The 17500-nt window shown below is 44.3% G+C and carries 19 protein-coding genes; 8 read left to right on the forward strand and 11 right to left on the reverse strand.

The window, feature by feature from the left end; translation table 11 throughout:
* Positions 1 to 51 precede the first annotated feature (51 nt).
* The 3 genes from ABIB39_RS15555 (at position 52) to ABIB39_RS15565 (ending at position 2732) form a co-directional block, all read left to right on the forward strand.
* Positions 52 to 1038 (forward strand): hypothetical protein, encoded by a 987-nt coding sequence (locus tag ABIB39_RS15555; RefSeq protein ID WP_354431083.1) that lies wholly within the window; start codon positions 52 to 54, stop codon positions 1036 to 1038.
* 18 nt (positions 1039 to 1056) lie between these two features.
* Positions 1057 to 1644, forward strand: coding sequence for a Crp/Fnr family transcriptional regulator (locus ABIB39_RS15560; protein WP_354431084.1), 588 nt, complete (start codon positions 1057 to 1059; stop codon positions 1642 to 1644).
* Positions 1645 to 1709: 65 nt separating this feature from the next.
* Complete coding sequence (locus ABIB39_RS15565; RefSeq protein ID WP_354431085.1) at positions 1710 to 2732, forward strand: alpha/beta hydrolase family protein; 1023 nt, start codon at positions 1710 to 1712, stop codon at positions 2730 to 2732.
* Positions 2733 to 2824: 92 nt separating this feature from the next.
* Here the strand turns inward: ABIB39_RS15565 and ABIB39_RS15570 are convergent, their stop codons facing one another.
* Positions 2825 to 3115, reverse strand: a complete 291-nt coding sequence (locus tag ABIB39_RS15570; protein WP_354431086.1) for a hypothetical protein — start codon at positions 3113 to 3115, stop codon at positions 2825 to 2827.
* A 93-nt stretch (positions 3116 to 3208) separates the two neighbouring features.
* Between ABIB39_RS15570 and ABIB39_RS15575 the strand changes: the two genes are divergently transcribed.
* Entirely contained in the window at positions 3209 to 4357 is a 1149-nt protein-coding gene (locus ABIB39_RS15575; protein WP_354431087.1) for a tetratricopeptide repeat protein, read from the forward strand.
* Here ABIB39_RS15575 and ABIB39_RS15580 read toward each other — a convergent pair.
* The 3 genes from ABIB39_RS15580 to ABIB39_RS15590 all read right to left on the reverse strand — a co-directional run bounded on the left by ABIB39_RS15580 (position 4354) and on the right by ABIB39_RS15590 (position 5946).
* The gene (locus ABIB39_RS15580; protein WP_354431088.1) at positions 4354 to 4938 is read right to left on the reverse strand and encodes a riboflavin synthase; all 585 of its coding nucleotides are present in this window, start codon (positions 4936 to 4938) and stop codon (positions 4354 to 4356) included. The genes ABIB39_RS15575 and ABIB39_RS15580 overlap by 4 nt on opposite strands.
* Positions 4939 to 5149: 211 nt before the next feature.
* Positions 5150 to 5299 carry a hypothetical protein gene (locus tag ABIB39_RS15585; RefSeq protein WP_354431089.1) on the reverse strand — a complete coding sequence of 50 codons (150 nt, stop codon included), beginning with the start codon at positions 5297 to 5299 and terminating at the stop codon, positions 5150 to 5152.
* Between the two features lie 149 nt (positions 5300 to 5448).
* Positions 5449 to 5946: an SRPBCC family protein gene (locus ABIB39_RS15590; protein ID WP_354431090.1), complete on the reverse strand. Its 498-nt coding sequence runs from the start codon at positions 5944 to 5946 to the stop codon at positions 5449 to 5451.
* Positions 5947 to 6034: 88 nt separating this feature from the next.
* Between ABIB39_RS15590 and ABIB39_RS15595 the strand changes: the two genes are divergently transcribed.
* The gene (locus tag ABIB39_RS15595; RefSeq protein WP_354431091.1) at positions 6035 to 6490 is read left to right on the forward strand and encodes an NUDIX hydrolase; all 456 of its coding nucleotides are present in this window, start codon (positions 6035 to 6037) and stop codon (positions 6488 to 6490) included.
* A gap of 56 nt (positions 6491 to 6546) precedes the next feature.
* Here the strand turns inward: ABIB39_RS15595 and accC are convergent, their stop codons facing one another.
* The 3 genes from accC to ABIB39_RS15610 all read right to left on the reverse strand — a co-directional run bounded on the left by accC (position 6547) and on the right by ABIB39_RS15610 (position 9460).
* Positions 6547 to 8022, reverse strand: coding sequence for an acetyl-CoA carboxylase biotin carboxylase subunit (gene accC / locus ABIB39_RS15600; RefSeq protein ID WP_354431092.1), 1476 nt, complete (start codon positions 8020 to 8022; stop codon positions 6547 to 6549).
* Positions 8023 to 8352: 330 nt separating this feature from the next.
* Positions 8353 to 8847 (reverse strand): NADH-quinone oxidoreductase subunit B, encoded by a 495-nt coding sequence (locus tag ABIB39_RS15605; protein WP_354431093.1) that lies wholly within the window; start codon positions 8845 to 8847, stop codon positions 8353 to 8355.
* Positions 8837 to 9460, reverse strand: coding sequence for an NADH-quinone oxidoreductase subunit A (locus ABIB39_RS15610; RefSeq protein WP_354431094.1), 624 nt, complete (start codon positions 9458 to 9460; stop codon positions 8837 to 8839). Before ABIB39_RS15610 ends, ABIB39_RS15605 begins: the two co-directional genes overlap by 11 nt.
* Here ABIB39_RS15610 and ABIB39_RS15615 point away from each other — a divergent pair.
* On the forward strand, positions 9459 to 10673 hold the full coding sequence (locus ABIB39_RS15615; protein ID WP_354431095.1) for a BaiN/RdsA family NAD(P)/FAD-dependent oxidoreductase: 1215 nt from the start codon (positions 9459 to 9461) through the stop codon (positions 10671 to 10673). The two genes, ABIB39_RS15610 and ABIB39_RS15615, sit on opposite strands and share 2 nt — an antisense overlap.
* A 724-nt stretch (positions 10674 to 11397) precedes the next feature.
* Here ABIB39_RS15615 and ABIB39_RS15620 read toward each other — a convergent pair.
* The 3 genes from ABIB39_RS15620 to ABIB39_RS15630 form a co-directional block, all read right to left on the reverse strand.
* The gene (locus ABIB39_RS15620; RefSeq protein WP_354431096.1) at positions 11398 to 11943 is read right to left on the reverse strand and encodes a c-type cytochrome; all 546 of its coding nucleotides are present in this window, start codon (positions 11941 to 11943) and stop codon (positions 11398 to 11400) included.
* 85 nt (positions 11944 to 12028) lie between these two features.
* A complete protein-coding gene (locus tag ABIB39_RS15625; protein WP_354431097.1) occupies positions 12029 to 12868 on the reverse strand; it encodes an SDR family oxidoreductase in 840 nt (279 codons plus the stop codon).
* 184 nt (positions 12869 to 13052) lie between these two features.
* Positions 13053 to 13742 carry an FkbM family methyltransferase gene (locus ABIB39_RS15630; protein WP_354431098.1) on the reverse strand — a complete coding sequence of 230 codons (690 nt, stop codon included), beginning with the start codon at positions 13740 to 13742 and terminating at the stop codon, positions 13053 to 13055.
* A gap of 143 nt (positions 13743 to 13885) precedes the next feature.
* Between ABIB39_RS15630 and ABIB39_RS15635 the strand changes: the two genes are divergently transcribed.
* Both ABIB39_RS15635 and ABIB39_RS15640 read left to right on the forward strand, forming a co-directional pair.
* Positions 13886 to 14248, forward strand: coding sequence for a BlaI/MecI/CopY family transcriptional regulator (locus ABIB39_RS15635; protein WP_354431099.1), 363 nt, complete (start codon positions 13886 to 13888; stop codon positions 14246 to 14248).
* A gap of 4 nt (positions 14249 to 14252) precedes the next feature.
* A complete protein-coding gene (locus ABIB39_RS15640; protein ID WP_354431100.1) occupies positions 14253 to 16205 on the forward strand; it encodes a M56 family metallopeptidase in 1953 nt (650 codons plus the stop codon).
* Between the two features lie 186 nt (positions 16206 to 16391).
* On the opposite strand, the gene ABIB39_RS15645 is transcribed toward ABIB39_RS15640, so the two are convergent.
* Entirely contained in the window at positions 16392 to 17477 is a 1086-nt protein-coding gene (locus ABIB39_RS15645) for a DNA topoisomerase IB (protein ID WP_354431101.1), read from the reverse strand.
* Positions 17478 to 17500 lie beyond the last annotated feature (23 nt).

Here is a 17500-nt window from a genome sequence, read left to right on the forward strand (position 1 = left end):
CCAAACTCATTGCCATAAAATGCGTTATTTGTGCAATCTAATCATCAGCACTTGAAAAATATTCTACGCATAGCGGTTTGCCTTACAATGGCCGCATCAACTTTCTCCGCATTTGCACAAACCACTCAACAGGATAGTACTTTAAAACCGGCCACACTGGATAGCGCCCGTTACGATTCGTTGGTCGCCCGTTTAGCCAATGGCGATAAAACAGGTAAATGGCCTGTCAAAAAATCGCCATATCCTAAGGCAGGGGCAATATTGCCTTTCTACCGTGTGGTGGCTTACTATGGCAACATGTACTCGAAAAAGATGGGCGTACTTGGCGAGTATGAGCCACCAGTGATGCGCAGCAAATTATTGGCCGAAGTGAAAGCCTGGGAAGCCGCCGACCCAAAAACACCTGTAAAACCCGCCCTGCATTATATATGTGTTACGGCACAGGCGGATGCAGGACGCGATGGTTTACATAACCTGCGAATGCCCTTTAGTCAGATAGATAAGGCTATCGAAATGGCAAAACCTATCAACGCGCTTGTTTTTCTGGATATCCAGGTTGGCTTTAGCACGGTAGAAACCGAGTTGCCTAAGTTAGAGAAATACCTGAAGATGCCTAACGTACACTTCGGCATCGACCCTGAATTTTCTATGAAGGAAGGTAGCGTACCAGGCAAACGCATAGGTACCTTTGACGCCAAAGACATTAACTACGTTACCAATTACCTGAGCGGTCTTTGTAAAAAATATAACCTGCCGCCAAAGATCTTTGTGGTACACCGCTTTACAAAGCGCATGGTAACCAATTATCAGGACATCAAGCTGAACCAAAACGTACAGTTTGTGATGGATATGGATGGCTGGGGAGGCCCCGATCTTAAAAAAGGCACTTACAAATATTTCGTAGCAGGCGAACCTGTGCAGTTTACCGGATTTAAATTATTTTACAAGAACGATATTAAGAACGCCCCAAAACGAATGATGACGCCTAAAGAGGTGCTTAGCTTAAAGCCCGCTCCTATTTATATCCAGTACCAATAGATTTTTTATATTTGGCTTATGCCACCTGCTTTATCGCCATACCAGCTGCTTAAACTATATGTTACCGGCAACATGCAGGTAAGCGACGAGCAACTGGCTATATTTTGCAGCAAGTTTAGGCAGAAGACAATCACACGGAACGAGATTTTACTGCATGCGGGTGATGTTAACCCTTACTTGTACTTCGTAAATTCGGGTTGCCTGCGGGTTTTCATGCTGGATGTAAACGGCAAAGAATCTACCCGTTTCCTGGTTACCGAAGGCAGGTTTGGCACCGCATTCCCGAGTTTTAATTTGCAGGAACCTTCGCTGGCAGTCATACAAAGCACCGAACCAGGCGAGGTGCTATATATCAGCCATCGCGATTTTAACGATCTGCTGGATAACTTTCCCGGTTGGGAGCATGTTTACCGTTTAGGCCTCGAAAAGGATTATATCGCCTCCATCAAACGGATAGAAAGCTTGATAACTATGGATGCCACACAACGATACAAGTTATTATTGCAAACCAACCCTACGCTTATTCAAAGGCTGCCATCAAAAATTATTGCCGACTACCTCGGCATTTCGCAGGAAACGCTGAGCCGCTTAAAATCAAAAAAGTGAATTATTGACATTTGTCAATAAGCCTCAGGTTTTAAATAGGTTGCTTTGTATATCAAACCAAACACATGAAGCTAAAGCACATCTTATTCCTCATAGTCCTGTTACCTATAACAGCCTTCGGCCAAATTATAATAGGCGAGCAAACCTTTAAATATAACGATACTGTACGCAAGCGGCCGCTAACCACCGAAATTTGGTACCCTACCACCGATAAAAGTAAAGCAGCCAAATTAAAAGAGGGTTTTCCATTTGTCCACGATCCTACCGTTAGGGATGCAAAATTGCCTGTTGCCAAACACCCGCTCATCATGATCTCGCATGGCACAGGTGGTGGCCGCCTCACTATGGAATGGCTGGCAGATATATTGGTGAAGCAAGGCTTTGTTGTAGCGGCTGTAGACCACTGGGGCAATACCCACGATAACAAAATTGCCATTGAGTTTGTAACGCCCTGGCAACGTGCGCAGGATATATCTTTTGTGCTAACCCAACTATTAGCAAACCCCGTGCTGAATAAAGTGATAGACAAGCAACGTATAGGCGCGGCGGGCTTTTCTATCGGCGGCTATACGATTATTGCTTTGGCCGGTGCAAAAATAGACTTAAAGGCAATGGAAGATTTCACCCAAACCCCGGATGGTGCTAAAGAGATCACCATCCCCGAATTCCCTAACCTGATCAATACATTGGACGATGCCGCTATTCAAAGTTCGTTTGATAACAGCCCGCCATTAAAAGACAAACGCATAAAGGCGGTATTTGCTATGTGCCCGGCTGTTGGGCAGGGGTTTATAAAGGCAAGTCAGTTTAGGGATGTAGGCATTCCCCTATATATTGTTGGCGCGCAAAGCGACAGCATAGCGCCTGTTAAAACCAATGCCATGCATTATCATAAACTGATGCCAAGATCAAAATTATATATAGTACCTGGCAGGGCGGCGCACTACGTATTCCTGAACGAAGCCCTTGGCGAACTAAAACAAAACGGCGGTATGATATTTAACGATGGCCCAGGGGTTGATCGCCATGCTATACATGAGCAGGTTGGCGGGATAGCTGCTAAGTTTTTTAAGAACAGTTTGAAGTAGACAGCTAATACTTTTACACTCCATTTGGCTAACGAAGAAAAAAACATAAAAAAAGCCCCGATTTCGGGGCTTTTTTTAGTTGAACAGATCTGTTACAGATTGTCTATTTCTTCCTGCTCTTTTAGGGCAGTTATGTTGTTTTTATCGCTATACTCGTCGGTTTGGTTTGCAAAATCTTCAAGGATGCTTGCAATAGTGTCAAGGTTATCAGCAATACGCTGGTGCATATCGGGCAGGTCTTTTTCTATGCGTTTGTTGCCAAGGTCAATATTGTCTACCTCTATTTTAGCGATCTTTTGTATCAACGCCTGGTTACTGTTTTTTAAGTCTTCTAATTCATGGACGATTTTTTCCATCAATTCAAATTTTCTGATCTTATCCATAGGTATCTTTATTTATATAAACTGTACATAGCCATAACAGTGCCAAAGTATATTTATTTTGGATTTATCGATTATAACTAATAACTTAGTTATATGAAATCTATCTTCTCCCTTATACTCAATTTTGCCGTTTCCACAGCGTGTTTTGCGCAGCAAACAACTAAGCCTGATGACGCCTTGCTATTAGATTATTATCAAAACCAACGCTTTGCCGAGGCGGCAGACTACCTGAAGAAAACGTACACCGAACCAGTAAACAGTACAAAAGCATTGGGGCAACTGGCCTATACATCAAACATGGCCGGGCGTTTGGCAGATGCCGAAGCATATTACCAGCGCATTTATAATATCGATTCCACCAATACCGCTGTATTGCATAGCCTGGGTAGTTTAAACCTGCGCCGCGGCAACAATGCCAAAGCCGAGCTTTATTACAAACGCATTATAGCGCACGATACCACTAACTTTATTGTGTACAAGCAACTGGCTACCATCAGCCACGATAAAAATGATATAACGTCATATATCTTGTACCTGCAAAGGGCAAATCAGCTTAACCCTGCCGAAGCAGATGTAGCATCAGACCTGAGCGATCTATACATCAGTATGAAATTTACCCCGCAGGCCGAGAAAGTATTGACCACCGCTATAACTGCCGACCCGGAAAATATCGTATTGCTAAACAGCCTCATGAAGTTGCAATACTCCCAAAAGAAATGGCCCGAAACGGTTAACACTTGCCTAAAGCTGGTCAACTATGGTAATATATCCGGCCAGGTACTTACTAAGCTTGGCGTGGCTTATTACAATACCAAAAACTATGAATGCAGCATCTCTACCTTTATGAGTATGGACGAGATTGCCCGCAACGAAACCAGTTTTTACTACACCGGCTTAGGCTACAAAGCGGTTAAGGACCAAAACATGGCTATATTTTACCTGCAAAAAGCCATTACCGAAGGCATTTCGCCAAACACGGGCGCTTATTATGGCGAAGTGGCGGATAGTAACGAAAAATTAAAAAGGTTTAAAAAAGCGATAACAGCCTACCAAAAAAGCCTGGAGTTTGATGAATCGCCCATGATCTACTATTCGTTGGCAAATGTATACGATACCAACCTAAAGGATAAGAAGAGTGCGATAAAATATTACAAGAAGTATCTGGCAGGCAAACCCCCTGTAGATAAACAAAAGGGCTTTATAGATTATTCCAAAAGCAGAGTGGCGGTTTTGAGTCGTTAGCGGTTCATCAATCTTGCAACGTACTTACCAATAATATCAAACTCCAAATTTACCACGGAGCCCTCGCGTACGTTGTGCAGGTTGGTATGCTCATAGGTGTACGGTATAATGGCTACCGAAAAATAATTAGGGCCCGAGTTTATAACCGTTAGGCTGATGCCGTTAACACAGATGGAGCCTTTTTCTACCGTTACATTCCCTACTGATGGGTCATACTCAAAAGTGTATTCCCAGCTGCCATCAAGCTCTGTAAATTTGGTACAGGTGGCAGTTTGGTCTACATGGCCTTGTACAATGTGGCCATCAAGTCGGGCGTTCATTTGCATGCAGCGCTCCAGGTTTACAGGTTCACCTACTTTTAGGTGGCCAATGCTGGTTTTGCTCAATGTTTCCGCTATTGCGGTAACGGTGTGCGTATCGTCGGTCAACCCAACCACGGTTAAACAAACACCATTATGCGCTACCGACTGATCTATCTTTAACTCATTAACAATGCCCGATTGCACGGTGATGTGCAGGTTGCCCTGATCGTGGCGTAGATCGGTTACTTTACCTAAGGTTTCTATTATTCCTGTAAACATGCTGCAAAAGTAATGTTTTTTGGATGTGCCAAGTGTTAGCGCAGCTTACATAAATTTAAAGCGGATAGCTTTGGGGCTATCCGCTTTAAATTTATGTAAGCTGCGTATTACTCAATGGTAATAGCCCGCTAACTTTTTTGCCGTTATGCACACCGGTGGTAGCAGGTAAAGTTGATTTAGTGTTTTGGCCCGCTAAGTTTACAATTGATCTTTAAAGATTATTAGCTATAGAAGCAGCTATTTTTTTATCGTTATTGGTATCAAGTACGGTAGCTTTGTTTCTTTTTGGCAAGCCGAATAAAACTATAATGTTAGTGCTAATAGCAACAATCCGGCTACCGATTAAATTTTTTGTGGACATTTTTGGATTGTGATAAGTTTGTTAATTATCACAAAAGCACTTCATTCATAATATTTATACAACTTTATTTCGTTTTCATATATGAGGCGATTGAAATTCAGCACATGATTGAGGATTAATTTATGGCCATTAAAATTAAAATTTGCGCATTACTTAAAACGGCTTTGTAGTTCCACCCGTTTATTGCGCAGGTCCTTCCCTCCTTCCATTACAGATTTTAGGTTGGCGAGGTAAAACGTCCACGCTACTTGGCATTGCACCAGCAAGTTTTTTTCGGGGTCATTTTCCTGCGGGATGCCGGTTTGTTCCAGTTCTATAATGGTTAAGCCATTGCGGGTACTAAAGTTCACGGCAACCACGCTATCGCCGGTAAAGGTAAATTTGATCTCATCCTGCCCGTTGGCTTCTAATATACTTCCTTGTTGCATCACATCGTTACCATAGCCATGCCAGTACCAGATGTAGGTGTCTTCCTTTAAAATTTGCTCGTCGTTACCCCTTAGGCGCTGCGGAACGGTAAAGAAGTCCGCTTTGCGCAGAAACCATTTTTCAAGCCCGGCGGGTGTGCTCCAGGCAAGGTATAGGCTTCGCAGGTCTACATTAAAATCGCCACAAAGTTTAAATTTGGTCCAGCGGGTGTCTTCCATAATAACAAAGGTTTACATACGGGGATTGTATTACATAAAACTAACCATAATACTTTGTGTTTTGCTAATTTGCCATTAAAACTAATTTATGCTGAAGCAAAGCGCGGGGATCTTATTATACAGGTTAACAGACGGGGTATTACAGGTTTTTTTGGTGCACCCAGGCGGGCCGTACTTCCGCAAAAAAGATGACGGTGCGTGGTCTGTTCCCAAAGGCGAATTTAGCGACGATGAGGAACCCCTCGCCGCAGCCCAACGCGAATTTGAGGAGGAAGTAGGCAAAACCATCACCGGCAATTTTATCAAACTACAACCGGTTAAGCAAAAAAGCGGCAAGGTGGTACACGCCTGGGCAGTAGAGGGCGAAATAGACCATACCAACATTACCAGCAACACCTTCGAAATTGAGTGGCCGCCAAAATCCGGCAAGCGCGCCAGCTTCCCGGAGATTGACCGTGCCGGTTGGTTCACTATCGATGAAGCTAAAGTAAAGATGATACCGGGACAGGTGGGAATGATAGAAGAGTTGGAGGAATTGCTCTGAACCGGGGTTAGGCGGATTAGTTCGAAAATCTCCCCTGCCGGGGGAGATTTAGAGGGCTATTTCCTATTTCGAACCCAATTACTTTCCGCGGCAACAGCTGTTTCTGCAACGGATACTTTTTTGCCGGCAAGCAATTTCTCCATTACCAAAGCCGCTATAAGCGCTTCGGTTTCGTTGCCGGTCTCCAGCGACTCGGGGGTGAAATAATTTTTAACGAAGTGGGTATCGAAATTACCGGAGGTGAATGCCTCGTGGCCCATCACAAACCTGCCAAACGGCAATGTTGTGGTGATACCGGTGATGATGTATTCATCGATAGCGCGAATCATGCGTTCTATGGCCTCGGTACGGTCTTTACCATAGGTGATCAGCTTGGCAATCATCGGGTCGTAATAAATGGGGATCTCCATACCTTGCTCAAAGCCATCATCAACCCTAACGCCGGGACCTTTTGGGGTTATATAGGTTTGCAGCGTGCCAATATCCGGCAGGAAATTATTTGCCGGGTCTTCGGCATATACACGCAACTCAAGCGCGTGGCCTTGTATTTTCAGGTCTTCCTGTTTAAAGCTGAGAGCTTCGCCACGTGCTACTCGGATCTGTTCTTTCACCAGGTCGATTCCGGTTATCAGTTCGGTAACCGGGTGCTCTACCTGCAGGCGGGTGTTCATCTCCAGGAAAAAGAAATCGAGCTTATCATCCAAAATAAATTCAACAGTGCCGGCGCCGGTATAATTAACAGAGCGGGCAACGTCGACGGCGCATTTGCCCATCGCTTCGCGGATCTCTGGCGTAAGTACAAAAGACGGCGCTTCTTCTACCACCTTCTGGTGACGGCGTTGCACCGAGCAATCCCGCTCGAACAGGTGCACAATATTGCCATGCGTATCCCCCAATACCTGGATCTCGATATGGCGGGGCGACGAAACATAGCGTTCTATAAAAACAGCACCATCGCCAAAGGCCGAAATAGCTTCGGACACGGCAAGGCCCATTTGTTCTTCAAAATCTTCCGGGGTTTCTACAATGCGCATCCCCTTACCACCACCACCGGCAGCGGCCTTGATCAGAATAGGGAAACCAACCTCCACCGCGCGAAGCTTGGCCTCAGGCACATCGGTAATGGCTTCTTCGGTGCCGGGCACCATGGGGATGTTATATTTTAACGCGGCAGCTTTGGCGGATAGTTTATTACCCATCACCTCCATAGCCTCTGGCGATGGGCCGATCAAGATCAAACCCGCCTCGCGTACCTGCCTTGCAAACGCGGCATTTTCGCTCAAAAAACCATAACCCGGGTGGATGCCTTGCGCACCTGTTTGTTTACAGGCGGCTATAATTTTATCGCCAACAAGATACGATTGACTGGATGGTGCTTCGCCGATAAACACGGCCTCGTCGGCATAACGCACATGGAGCGCATTACGGTCGGCCTCAGAATATACGGCTACTGTTTTGATGCCCATTTCACGGGCCGAACGCATTACACGCAGCGCGATCTCGCCACGGTTTGCTACCAGGATTTTTTGCATAGGTAACAAATGTAACGGATTAACTGTAAAAAAGAAATGCCATTTTAATCGGCCTAAAAACAGCTTAAATGTTCACGTTCACGGCCGTGAACACGATGATAAATTTGCAATTAACTAATAATCAGATTTTTATAAAATACGGCTACTGACAAAATCATACCACCATAACTTTCATTTAAAAAAAACTTGCCGTTAGCAAGTAAAAAAACCGCATACGGTAGCCAGCATGGCGGCTTGTTGGTGACAACACCAACAAGGGCAGAATTTAACTATTGCAAAACCGCGCCACTATTTTTTAAATTGTAAATTTATAAGATTGACATGCGAAGATTAAACAGGTTGGGCACCCGCTACTATATGTTCCTTCTCAATCTTCTTCTGCAATTCTAAGATAGCACCAATAAGCGCTTCGGGCCTTGGTGGGCAGCCTTGTACGTAAACATCAACCGGGATAACCCTGTCAACGCCTTTTACCACATGGTAACCGTGCTGCCAGTATGGGCCGCCACAATTGGAGCATGACCCCATCGAGATCACATATTTAGGTTCGGGCATTTGCTCGTACAGGCGTTTGATGCGCTCTGCCATTTTAAAGGTAACCGTACCTGCAATAATGATAACATCCGATTGCCTTGCCGACGGCCTGGGGAATACCCCAAACCTATCCAGGTCATAAGTAGATGCCATAGCGCCCATCATTTCTATCGCGCAGCAGGCAATCCCAAAACTTAAGGGCCACAATGATGATAGCCTTGCCCAGTTAAGCAGGTCATCCATTTTGGTGATCACAATGCCACCGGCTTCGTTGGTCAGGTCAGGCGTCATTGGCTGGTTTTTTAAATGATGGTTTAAACATAGGCTTCCGCACTTCCTGTGTGATGGTATCGGCAGAGCCGGCAACCGGAGCAGCTATAGCGGCGGCTACAGGATGTATCTCTAAACTAAATTCCCTCACCTTGAAATTGCCTTGCTGTGTGTTTAGGTCGTCATATAATGCTTTCGGGATGCGAGTGTCTGTTTGCGGCAGGGCGGCGTTTGGTTTTATCCAGTCGAGGTCGCCTTTTATCCATACGTAAGCCAGGCCCAATATCAAAATCCCTAAAAAGATGAACATTTCTATCAGCGAGATCCATCCCCATCGGGCATCAATAGCAATAATTTCGCGGTTACCAAAAACCGTTGCCCAGGGGAAAACAAATACCATCTCCACATCAAACAGCAAGAAAACCAGCGCGATAACGTAAAAACGCGAGTTGAAAGGCAACCAGGCATTGCCGGTTGGTTCTTCGCCACATTCGTAAGTAGTTAGCTTTTCGTAATTGGGGTTGCGCGGCGCTAAAAGGCGGTTCACAAAAAACAATCCACCAATTGCAACAACGCCTACAATTAAAAAGATAAGTATCTTTCCAAATTCTGATATTTGCGCAACATCATCCATGACAGCAAATTTAACAAAACAATCAACTTTTGACGCTATAATTATTGGCGGCGGCGCCTGCGGGCTTATGTGCGCGGTACAAGCCGGCTTTTTAGGCAAGCAAACATTGGTATTAGAGAAGAACGATAAAGTAGGCGCCAAGATATTGATAAGCGGCGGCGGCAGGTGCAATTACACTAATTTGTACGCCACTCATAAACAGTTCATATCTAATAACGAGCATTTTAGCCGCTCGGCCCTGGCGCAGTGGACGGTTGACGATACCGTGAACTTTTTTGAAAGCTACGGCATCGAAGGAAAAGAAAAAACGCTTGGGCAGCTCTTCCCGGTGAGCGATAAGGCTAAGGATGTGGTAAATGTTTTTACAAACTTGTGTAACGACCTGGGCCAGGAGATCTGGTGTGATACGGAAGTGACGGCCGTTGAGCAAATTAATGAAGGTTTTAATGTTACGATCATCCGTGGTGATCAACAGCAGGTTTTATTTGCTCCTAAAGTGGTTATTGCCAGTGGCGGCCTGCCAATCCAAAAAATGGGCGCTACGGATTTTGGTCTGCGCGTAGCGCGTAAGTTTGAAATGCAGGTTACCGAAACCTCCCCTGCCCTGGTGCCACTCACCATTACCGGTAAAGACCAGCCCTGGTACGAGCAGCTATCTGGCAACAGTATATTTTGCCGCGTGTGGAACGACAGGGCAAGCTTTGAAGAAAATATCCTATTTACACATTGGGGCTTAAGCGGCCCGGCCATTTTGCAGATCTCATCGTACTGGAAACCCGGCGAACATATATACATCGACCTGCTGCCCGGCAAGGATATTATTGAACTCATCCTACAGGAACGCGAGCAAAACGGCAGGAAGATGCTGCTGGCTTATTTATCTAACCTGTTTACCCGCAAGTTTGCCGAGGCTTTGGTAGATTATATCCCTGCGGATAAAAACCTGGCATCCCTTACCAAAACCGAACTGGAAGACATCAGCATACTACTGCACGAGTTTAAGGTAAAGCCTGCAGGCACCAAAGGTTACGATAAAGCCGAGGTTATGACGGGCGGCGTTGACACTAACGAACTATCATCCAAAACCCTCGAAAGCAAAAAAGTACCGGGCATGTTCTTCGGCGGCGAATGTGTGGATGTTACAGGTTGGCTGGGTGGCTACAACTTTCAGTGGGCTTGGGCAAGTGGGTTTGTAATAGCGCAGAATATTTAGCTTGACGATTAACCACAAAGAACGCGGGGGTGAAAACCACCGGTTACAATGGTTTTTCATTAGGAAGGGCAGTTGTAAGTTTTGGACCTGTGGATGTTCATTTCTTTTCTCTCAAAAGAAACGAACCAAAGAAAAGTCGCGGCCGCGCCACCTTCTGTGAAGGTTAGTGCTTTAGCAGTGCCTGTACTAACCGAATGTGACAATGCCGCATTAGATGGTGCCGTCAGACCCGTCTGGCTCAATTATAAAATTAAAATTTTGTAATCGTTTTATACAGTACTACGGAAGGTGAGTATTAAAGAGCGGTGGGCCGACAAAAAACCGTGGCCGATGGGTAAAGGCCTGTGCGGAGAAGGATTTTTTTGTCTTGATTTTTGTATTACTTTGTCTTGATACAAAGTAATAGCTTTCCACGGCGAATGAGCGGACTAACGTTGATTTAAAACACATCAGCACATAAGACCTCAGCACATTCATTACACCTCTTAAGATTGCAACCTGGTATACGTTGCAAGTGCTCCTTAACGGCACTGTGTAGTAAGAGATTACTTCTTACTTGGTAATGAGGCAATTAAGAGAGGCTTAACCACAACCTACATTATCTACCGGGTTTATCCTCATACCCTGTCCCAAAGTGCATATTGATAAACAAGAAAGGCCGCTAAGAAATCTTAGCGGCCTTTTGATTATAATTTTGTGCCCTTTGTGGTTAAAAAACCAAACCTTATGGTTTCTTTTCTGGGGCAGGTGTTTGTGCTGGCGGCGTGCCTTGTGCAGGCGCGGTTCCTGGTGCAGGCGCCCATGCTGGCTGGCCCGGTGCCGGTGGTGTACCCGGGCGTGGCTGGCGTGGCAGTTCTGATGCCCTTACCACTTCCGGGTGCGATACACCACGGTGGCAGCTATAGCAGTTAATGCTGCTTTCCATTATCCTGTCGGTGCTATCTTTTCCCGCGTGAAAATATTTTTTGTTGATGTCCTGCGTCATTTTATACATTTCGCGGGCCATATCTTTTTCGGGTTTACCGTCTGCAGCAAAATCCATTTTCTTGGTATCCTCGTTACGTACATGGCAAAAGCTACAGCGCGCTCCTAAGGCGTGTTCCCACTCTTCCATCACTTTGTGCATTTCTTCGCCAGTAATATCTTTGGGTAAAACTTTAAGGTTCTTGAACTTCTCTTCGGCAGGTTTTTTTGTGGCAGGTACCATCGCCATAAAAGCTACGGCAGATAAAAGCCCTATAGTTACTATTAATTTTCTGTTGATTGTCATAATTGTGTAAGCGTATGTTTAAACTTCTAATCTAAGTCAATAAATCTGATCCTGCAACATGCCACAATAATATTACCTACCTAATTTAAGAAGGTTCTATCATTTCCATGCTTAGCTCCCAAAGCCTGTCGCGTCCAACATCATTTGTTGCTTCGGCAGATGTATTCGCAGGCCGACTGCTTTTAAAATACTTACCGCTTTGGGCATCAATTCGGGTAGCCAATGCCAGGTAAATAGTGGTTTGCGCGCCGTTCTCTGCCGAGATCATAAATGGCCGCGCTAACGACATCAACAACTTGCCCATACCGCTAAGCCCCGTGCCAAAGCCGGTATTTACCAGCCCCGGGTGCAAGGCAAAAGCACTTATCCCCTTTGTACCATATTTAATAGCCAATGACCGCGTAAAGTATATATTAAATAGTTTGGCGGTACCGTAAGCCTTCCACGCCGAGTATGGCCGCTTGGTCCACTGCAGATCGTTAAAGTTTGGTTTAGCCATGCGGTGCGCTTCAGAACTTACATTAATAATGCGCGCCTGTCCTTTTTCTAACAACGGCAAAAGGCACTGCACCAGTAAAAAATGCGCAAGATGGTTTACCGCGAAGGTCATTTCAAAACCGTCTTTACTTTCTTCACGTTCGGCAAAAATGCCGCCCGCGTTATTGATCAATATGTTTATTGATAGCAGGCTGCTTTTTAAGATCCCGGCTGCATTTCGCACGCTATGCAGATCGGCAAGGTCGCACGGTACTATATAAATATTCCGGTTTTTTGTGGCCGATATAATTTCTTGCTTTAATTGCTCGCCTCTTTCGGTATCGCGTACCAAAAGGTATAGCGCGTGGTCTTTTTTGGCCAGCGCCAAAGCGGTTTCCCTACCGATGCCGGATGTTGCGCCGGTTATAACAGTGGTGGTGATTGGCATAATAAATAATTTTGTATTAAGTACGATTGGTACCCAAATCTAACATAATTTGGCTCACCGGGAAACGGCTGCTTAGCCAACCATTGGGGTCTTAAAACGATAAGTTTTCAAACACAGTATTACGCCAAAAAATTTTGCACAAATATTTTTGTTAAATTCTGTTAATAATCAAGTTTCTTGGTCACTAAATAGGCTGATAGTTATTATCCTTCACAAAAAACGTTTTAAACGATTTAGCGTAAAAGCTATAATCATTGGCCTGCATATATCGGTACAACTCAGATGTAAGGAAAAAGTCGGGGTCGGGCTCACTTTCAATAAGCACGATATTGGGGCGGTATTTACTCCAATCGTTAGATCTTAGGATGTTAAAGTCAAAGCCTTCCGCATCTATTGACATAAAATCTATAACCGTGTTAGTCGGCATATATTTATCAAGAATATTCAACAGCGTATCTGTTTCAATATCTATCATCTTTTCTACACGATGTCCTTTAGCAACAAGGGTATCGGCGTGGCTTTTTAGCAGTGTATTTAATGCACCTTCTTTAAATATATAAAAAGGTAGCCTTTCCTTTTTATCAGAAACGGGTATTTCTAAATTTATATCAAGCGGACGCAATTGTTTAAATATCGCCATACTACCGGGCATCGCGTCAACATTAATACCCCGCCAACCTTTTTTATAAAACTTATAAGTGTTTGAAAAACGTAACGGATGATGCGCGCCAATATCAATAAAAAAGCCGTTTGCCTTATCGTGAAATATACGGTTTAAAATAGCATCCTCCCCTTCCTGCGAATAACACTCATTTAAAAATTCGCTTGGCCTTTCGTATTTAAGCCACTTGCGAAGTACTGTTCTTAATCCCATAGCTGGTAAAAATAGTTTTATTTTAATGAAACTATTCGCAATATTCTTCAAGATTCAGTACGAGAAATAACTTGTTAAATTCTGTTAATTAATTTGCATCATTACGAAATAGTCGTATATTTACGAAATAATCGTAGATAGCAATGGAGAAATTATCACAACAAGAGGAAGAAGCCATGCAGGCCGTATGGCAGGCGGGCACGGGATTCATAAAAGACTTTTTGGACCAGATGGCCGAGCCTAAGCCTCCCTACACCACCCTCGCTTCAACCATAAAAAACCTGGAACGTAAAGGTTTTGTAACCGGCGAAAAACTGGGCAACTCGTTCCGCTATACCCCGGCCATCGTTGAAGAAGAGTATAAAAAACGTTTCATGAGCGGCTTTGTGAGCGACTATTTCAAAAACTCTTATAAAGACCTGGTTACCTTTTTCGCCAACGAAAAAAAGATCAGCGCCAGCGAGTTAAAAGAAATCCTTAACCTGATAGAAAAACCTAAATCTTAATATCATGCCTGCTTTATTCGAATTTCTGTTTAAAGTGAACATAGCCCTGCTGCTATTTTGCGCGGGCTATTACCTGGTGCTTCGCCACCTTACCTTTTACACGCTTAACCGGGTGTACCTGATGGTTGCCATACTGTTTGCAACCCTTTACCCAAAAATTGACCTGAGCGATTTTGCCCAGCGCCACGAAACCCTTACCAAACCGGTACAAACCGTGATACTAAATTGGCAGGCACCGGCACAGAGCCTGATAAAGCCTTTAACCCAACCTAATTATTGGGCCTGGGCTACGGTTATCTTTTGGGCGGGGGCTATCTTCTTAGCCTTCAGGCTGATGATGCAGTTATTCTCGTTATTTCAATTGCACCGCAGATCTAAGTCGGCAACCATTCATGAGCATGATGTAAGGTTGATACAGGGCGAAGCGGCACCATTTTCCTTTTGGAGGAGCATCTATGTAAACCCCGCCAACCACACCCCTGCCGATTTGAAAGCCATATTGCTGCACGAGCAGGTACATGTTAACGGCTGGCATACCATAGATATTTTGCTTGCCGAACTTAGCAGCATTTTCTACTGGTTTAACCCCGGCATCTGGCTGATGAAAAAGGCAGTACGCGAAAACATCGAGTTTATTACCGACAGGAAGATCCTGAACAAGGGCTTCGACAGTAAAACCTATCAATACAGCCTGGTGAACGTGAGTTTTAACGCCAACACCACGCCGGGGATCGTAAACCACTTTAATATTTCAACCATTAAAAAACGTATAATCATGATGAACGCAAAAAGATCTTCGAGGTTTACATTAACGCGTTACGCGTTTGTTGTACCTGCCGTTATTGCATTGCTATTGGTATTTACGCTGTCGAAAGCGGAGATAGCAAAACCCATTACCCACAAAATTGCCTTGGCTATGAAACCGCTAACCCTGGCTATTACACAAGCAACCCAAACTACTTTAGCTTTTGCTGATACTACTCCTGTTAAAAAGAAGGCTCCCTTTGTAACTAAAGCTGATACCATTAAAATAAAACAAAACTTTGCCTTTACTTACGATACTAAACCTGATACAGGCAGAAAGCAAGCCTTTTCGATAAGCTTAGACAAGAGCCACTCTATCGACTCGATGAACGTAGTGTTGAACGGCAAAAAGGTTGATAACACGATATTCTATAAAGTTGACCCCGGCACCATCACCAGCATTAACATCATGGGGCAAAATGATTTGAATAACCTAACAGGAAATAAAAGCATTTTCAATTTTGACAATAAACGGAACGTAATATTTGTAACCACTAAAGACTCGGAAGCAGGCAAAGCATTCGCCGAAAAACTAAACATCAACCGAGTTGATAAGATCAGGCTAAATGGAGTAACCAAAGACCCTAAAAACCTTACCCTTAAAGAAGTTGAAACGATAAATTTATTAGATGGAGTAAAAGGTAAGGTGACTAATGTAAGGATAGTTGCACATGGCAACGCATCAACTATCCCGGCAGACGAGATAAAAGAGATCGTGTTAGACTCGGGAATTGTGCGTGTAAGTTACCCGGCCAAAGGCGTTGCAGGTGTTGAGTACATGTTGCGTAAAGCTGTGGACCCCGTAATTATTGTACAAGGCAAGCCTACATCATTTTCAGCCACCGGGACTTATACTGATGCATCGGCTGTAAAAGAGGTGGTGGTAACAGGTTACGGCACAAAGAACAGAGTGGCAAATATAATTACTGATTATCCAAGGACAACCATGTTAAGACTTGGTAGTATGGACCGCATATCCGACAAGTTAATTGTGATTGACGATAAAATAGCAAGCGAAAAAGAATTGAAAAAATTATCGGCTTTTGATATTGACCGCATGAGCACCAGCAATAGCACCGATACGGTTAAGAAATACGGCGATAAAGCCAAATATGGTGTGGTTTATATCTACACCAAAAAAGGGAAACAATAATAAGATCAGTTAAATTGTTAACCTATTTTAAGGTTGATCGGGCCGAGCCTGGTCAACCTTTTTTTGTCTATTTTGTCATCCTGAGCGATAGCGAAGGATCTATTATTGAACTCTGCAATCGTTTACAGGGCGTAGCGTCAGATGCTTCACTATCGTTCAGCATGACAAACTTTTATTAAATGTTGTTTAACTCGCTTCAGCAAGCTTTTCTTTCTCCAATATCTCTAATAAAGCTCTTTCTGCCCTGTTTAATTCAGACGATTTTACATCCTTATCCTCATCAAGTTCCCGGATATACTTAAATATAGAACCTTCTTCGTAGCTTTTTATAACAGTTGGGTGCACGTAATATTTTTTGCACACTGTCCGGGTATTACCCAGGTTAATGGCTACCTCATCCAGCACGCTTACGATCTTCTTTTTACATTCGGATATCGTATCAAATTCCCCGGCTTCCTTAAAGGCATACAACGCGCTCACGCTGCCCGCCCAGGTACGGAAATCTTTAGCGGTGAAGTCCTCGCCCGTAATTTGTTTCAAATAGGTATTGATATCCCCGGAACCTATGGTGCAGTGGGTATTATCATCATTATAATATTGAAACAACTCCTTGCCGGGGATGTCCCGGCATTGCTTAACCAGTTTCGCAAGCTTTTTACTTTGCAAGGCAATTTTATGCATCACCCCTTTTTTGCCCTTAAACTCAAACTTCATCTGGTTACCTTCTATCTTCACGTGCTTATCCATCAGGGTGGTTAAACCAAAGGAACCGTAAAGTTTTTTGTATGATTCGTTTCCTACACGGATGCTGGTGAGTTCCATCAGGCGCACCACAAGGGCAACTACTTTTTCATGATCGAGCTTAGGGCGGGCAAGGTCTTTATCAATTTGCTCGCGAATAGCAGGCAAGTGCGATGCAAAAGTTTGCAGGCGGTGATATTTAGATTGATTGCGGATCTTGTTCCAATGCGCATGGTAACGGTATTGCTTGCGCCCTGCGGCATCTGTGCCTGTAAATTGCAGGTGCCCGTTGTCATATGGCGAGATCCACACATTGGTGTAAGCCGGTGGGATAACCAGTTTATTGAACCGCTCTGCCAACTCCTTATCCTTTACCGTTTTGCCGTCGGCATCAAGATACGACCAGCCCTTGCCACTTTTTTTGCGGGTATAGCCGGGGGTAGAATCTGAAACATAGCGCAGGCCTACCGCCTTAGCAGTAGATTTTGGGTCGCGGCCGATTTTTTCGAGTTTTTTTACGAGGCGGTTCATGTGTAAGATACAACATGAGTTTA

Source organism: Mucilaginibacter sp. UYP27 (genome assembly GCF_040547175.1).
Classification (GTDB): Bacteria; Bacteroidota; Bacteroidia; order Sphingobacteriales; family Sphingobacteriaceae; genus Mucilaginibacter.

Coding starts and splice junctions, on each gene's coding strand:
- ABIB39_RS15560 (WP_354431084.1), top strand. CDS start 1,057: ATGCCACCTGCTTTATCGCCATACCAGCTGCTTAAACTATATGTTACC.
- ABIB39_RS15565 (WP_354431085.1), top strand. CDS start 1,710: ATGAAGCTAAAGCACATCTTATTCCTCATAGTCCTGTTACCTATAACA.
- ABIB39_RS15570 (WP_354431086.1), bottom strand. CDS start 3,115: ATGGATAAGATCAGAAAATTTGAATTGATGGAAAAAATCGTCCATGAA.
- ABIB39_RS15575 (WP_354431087.1), top strand. CDS start 3,209: ATGAAATCTATCTTCTCCCTTATACTCAATTTTGCCGTTTCCACAGCG.
- ABIB39_RS15580 (WP_354431088.1), bottom strand. CDS start 4,938: ATGTTTACAGGAATAATAGAAACCTTAGGTAAAGTAACCGATCTACGC.
- ABIB39_RS15585 (WP_354431089.1), bottom strand. CDS start 5,299: ATGTCCACAAAAAATTTAATCGGTAGCCGGATTGTTGCTATTAGCACT.
- ABIB39_RS15590 (WP_354431090.1), bottom strand. CDS start 5,946: ATGGAAGACACCCGCTGGACCAAATTTAAACTTTGTGGCGATTTTAAT.
- ABIB39_RS15595 (WP_354431091.1), top strand. CDS start 6,035: ATGCTGAAGCAAAGCGCGGGGATCTTATTATACAGGTTAACAGACGGG.
- accC (WP_354431092.1), bottom strand. CDS start 8,022: ATGCAAAAAATCCTGGTAGCAAACCGTGGCGAGATCGCGCTGCGTGTA.
- ABIB39_RS15605 (WP_354431093.1), bottom strand. CDS start 8,847: ATGACGCCTGACCTGACCAACGAAGCCGGTGGCATTGTGATCACCAAA.
- ABIB39_RS15615 (WP_354431095.1), top strand. CDS start 9,459: ATGACAGCAAATTTAACAAAACAATCAACTTTTGACGCTATAATTATT.
- ABIB39_RS15610 (WP_354431094.1), bottom strand. CDS start 9,460: ATGGATGATGTTGCGCAAATATCAGAATTTGGAAAGATACTTATCTTT.
- ABIB39_RS15620 (WP_354431096.1), bottom strand. CDS start 11,943: ATGACAATCAACAGAAAATTAATAGTAACTATAGGGCTTTTATCTGCC.
- ABIB39_RS15625 (WP_354431097.1), bottom strand. CDS start 12,868: ATGCCAATCACCACCACTGTTATAACCGGCGCAACATCCGGCATCGGT.
- ABIB39_RS15630 (WP_354431098.1), bottom strand. CDS start 13,742: ATGGGATTAAGAACAGTACTTCGCAAGTGGCTTAAATACGAAAGGCCA.
- ABIB39_RS15635 (WP_354431099.1), top strand. CDS start 13,886: ATGGAGAAATTATCACAACAAGAGGAAGAAGCCATGCAGGCCGTATGG.
- ABIB39_RS15640 (WP_354431100.1), top strand. CDS start 14,253: ATGCCTGCTTTATTCGAATTTCTGTTTAAAGTGAACATAGCCCTGCTG.
- ABIB39_RS15645 (WP_354431101.1), bottom strand. CDS start 17,477: ATGAACCGCCTCGTAAAAAAACTCGAAAAAATCGGCCGCGACCCAAAA.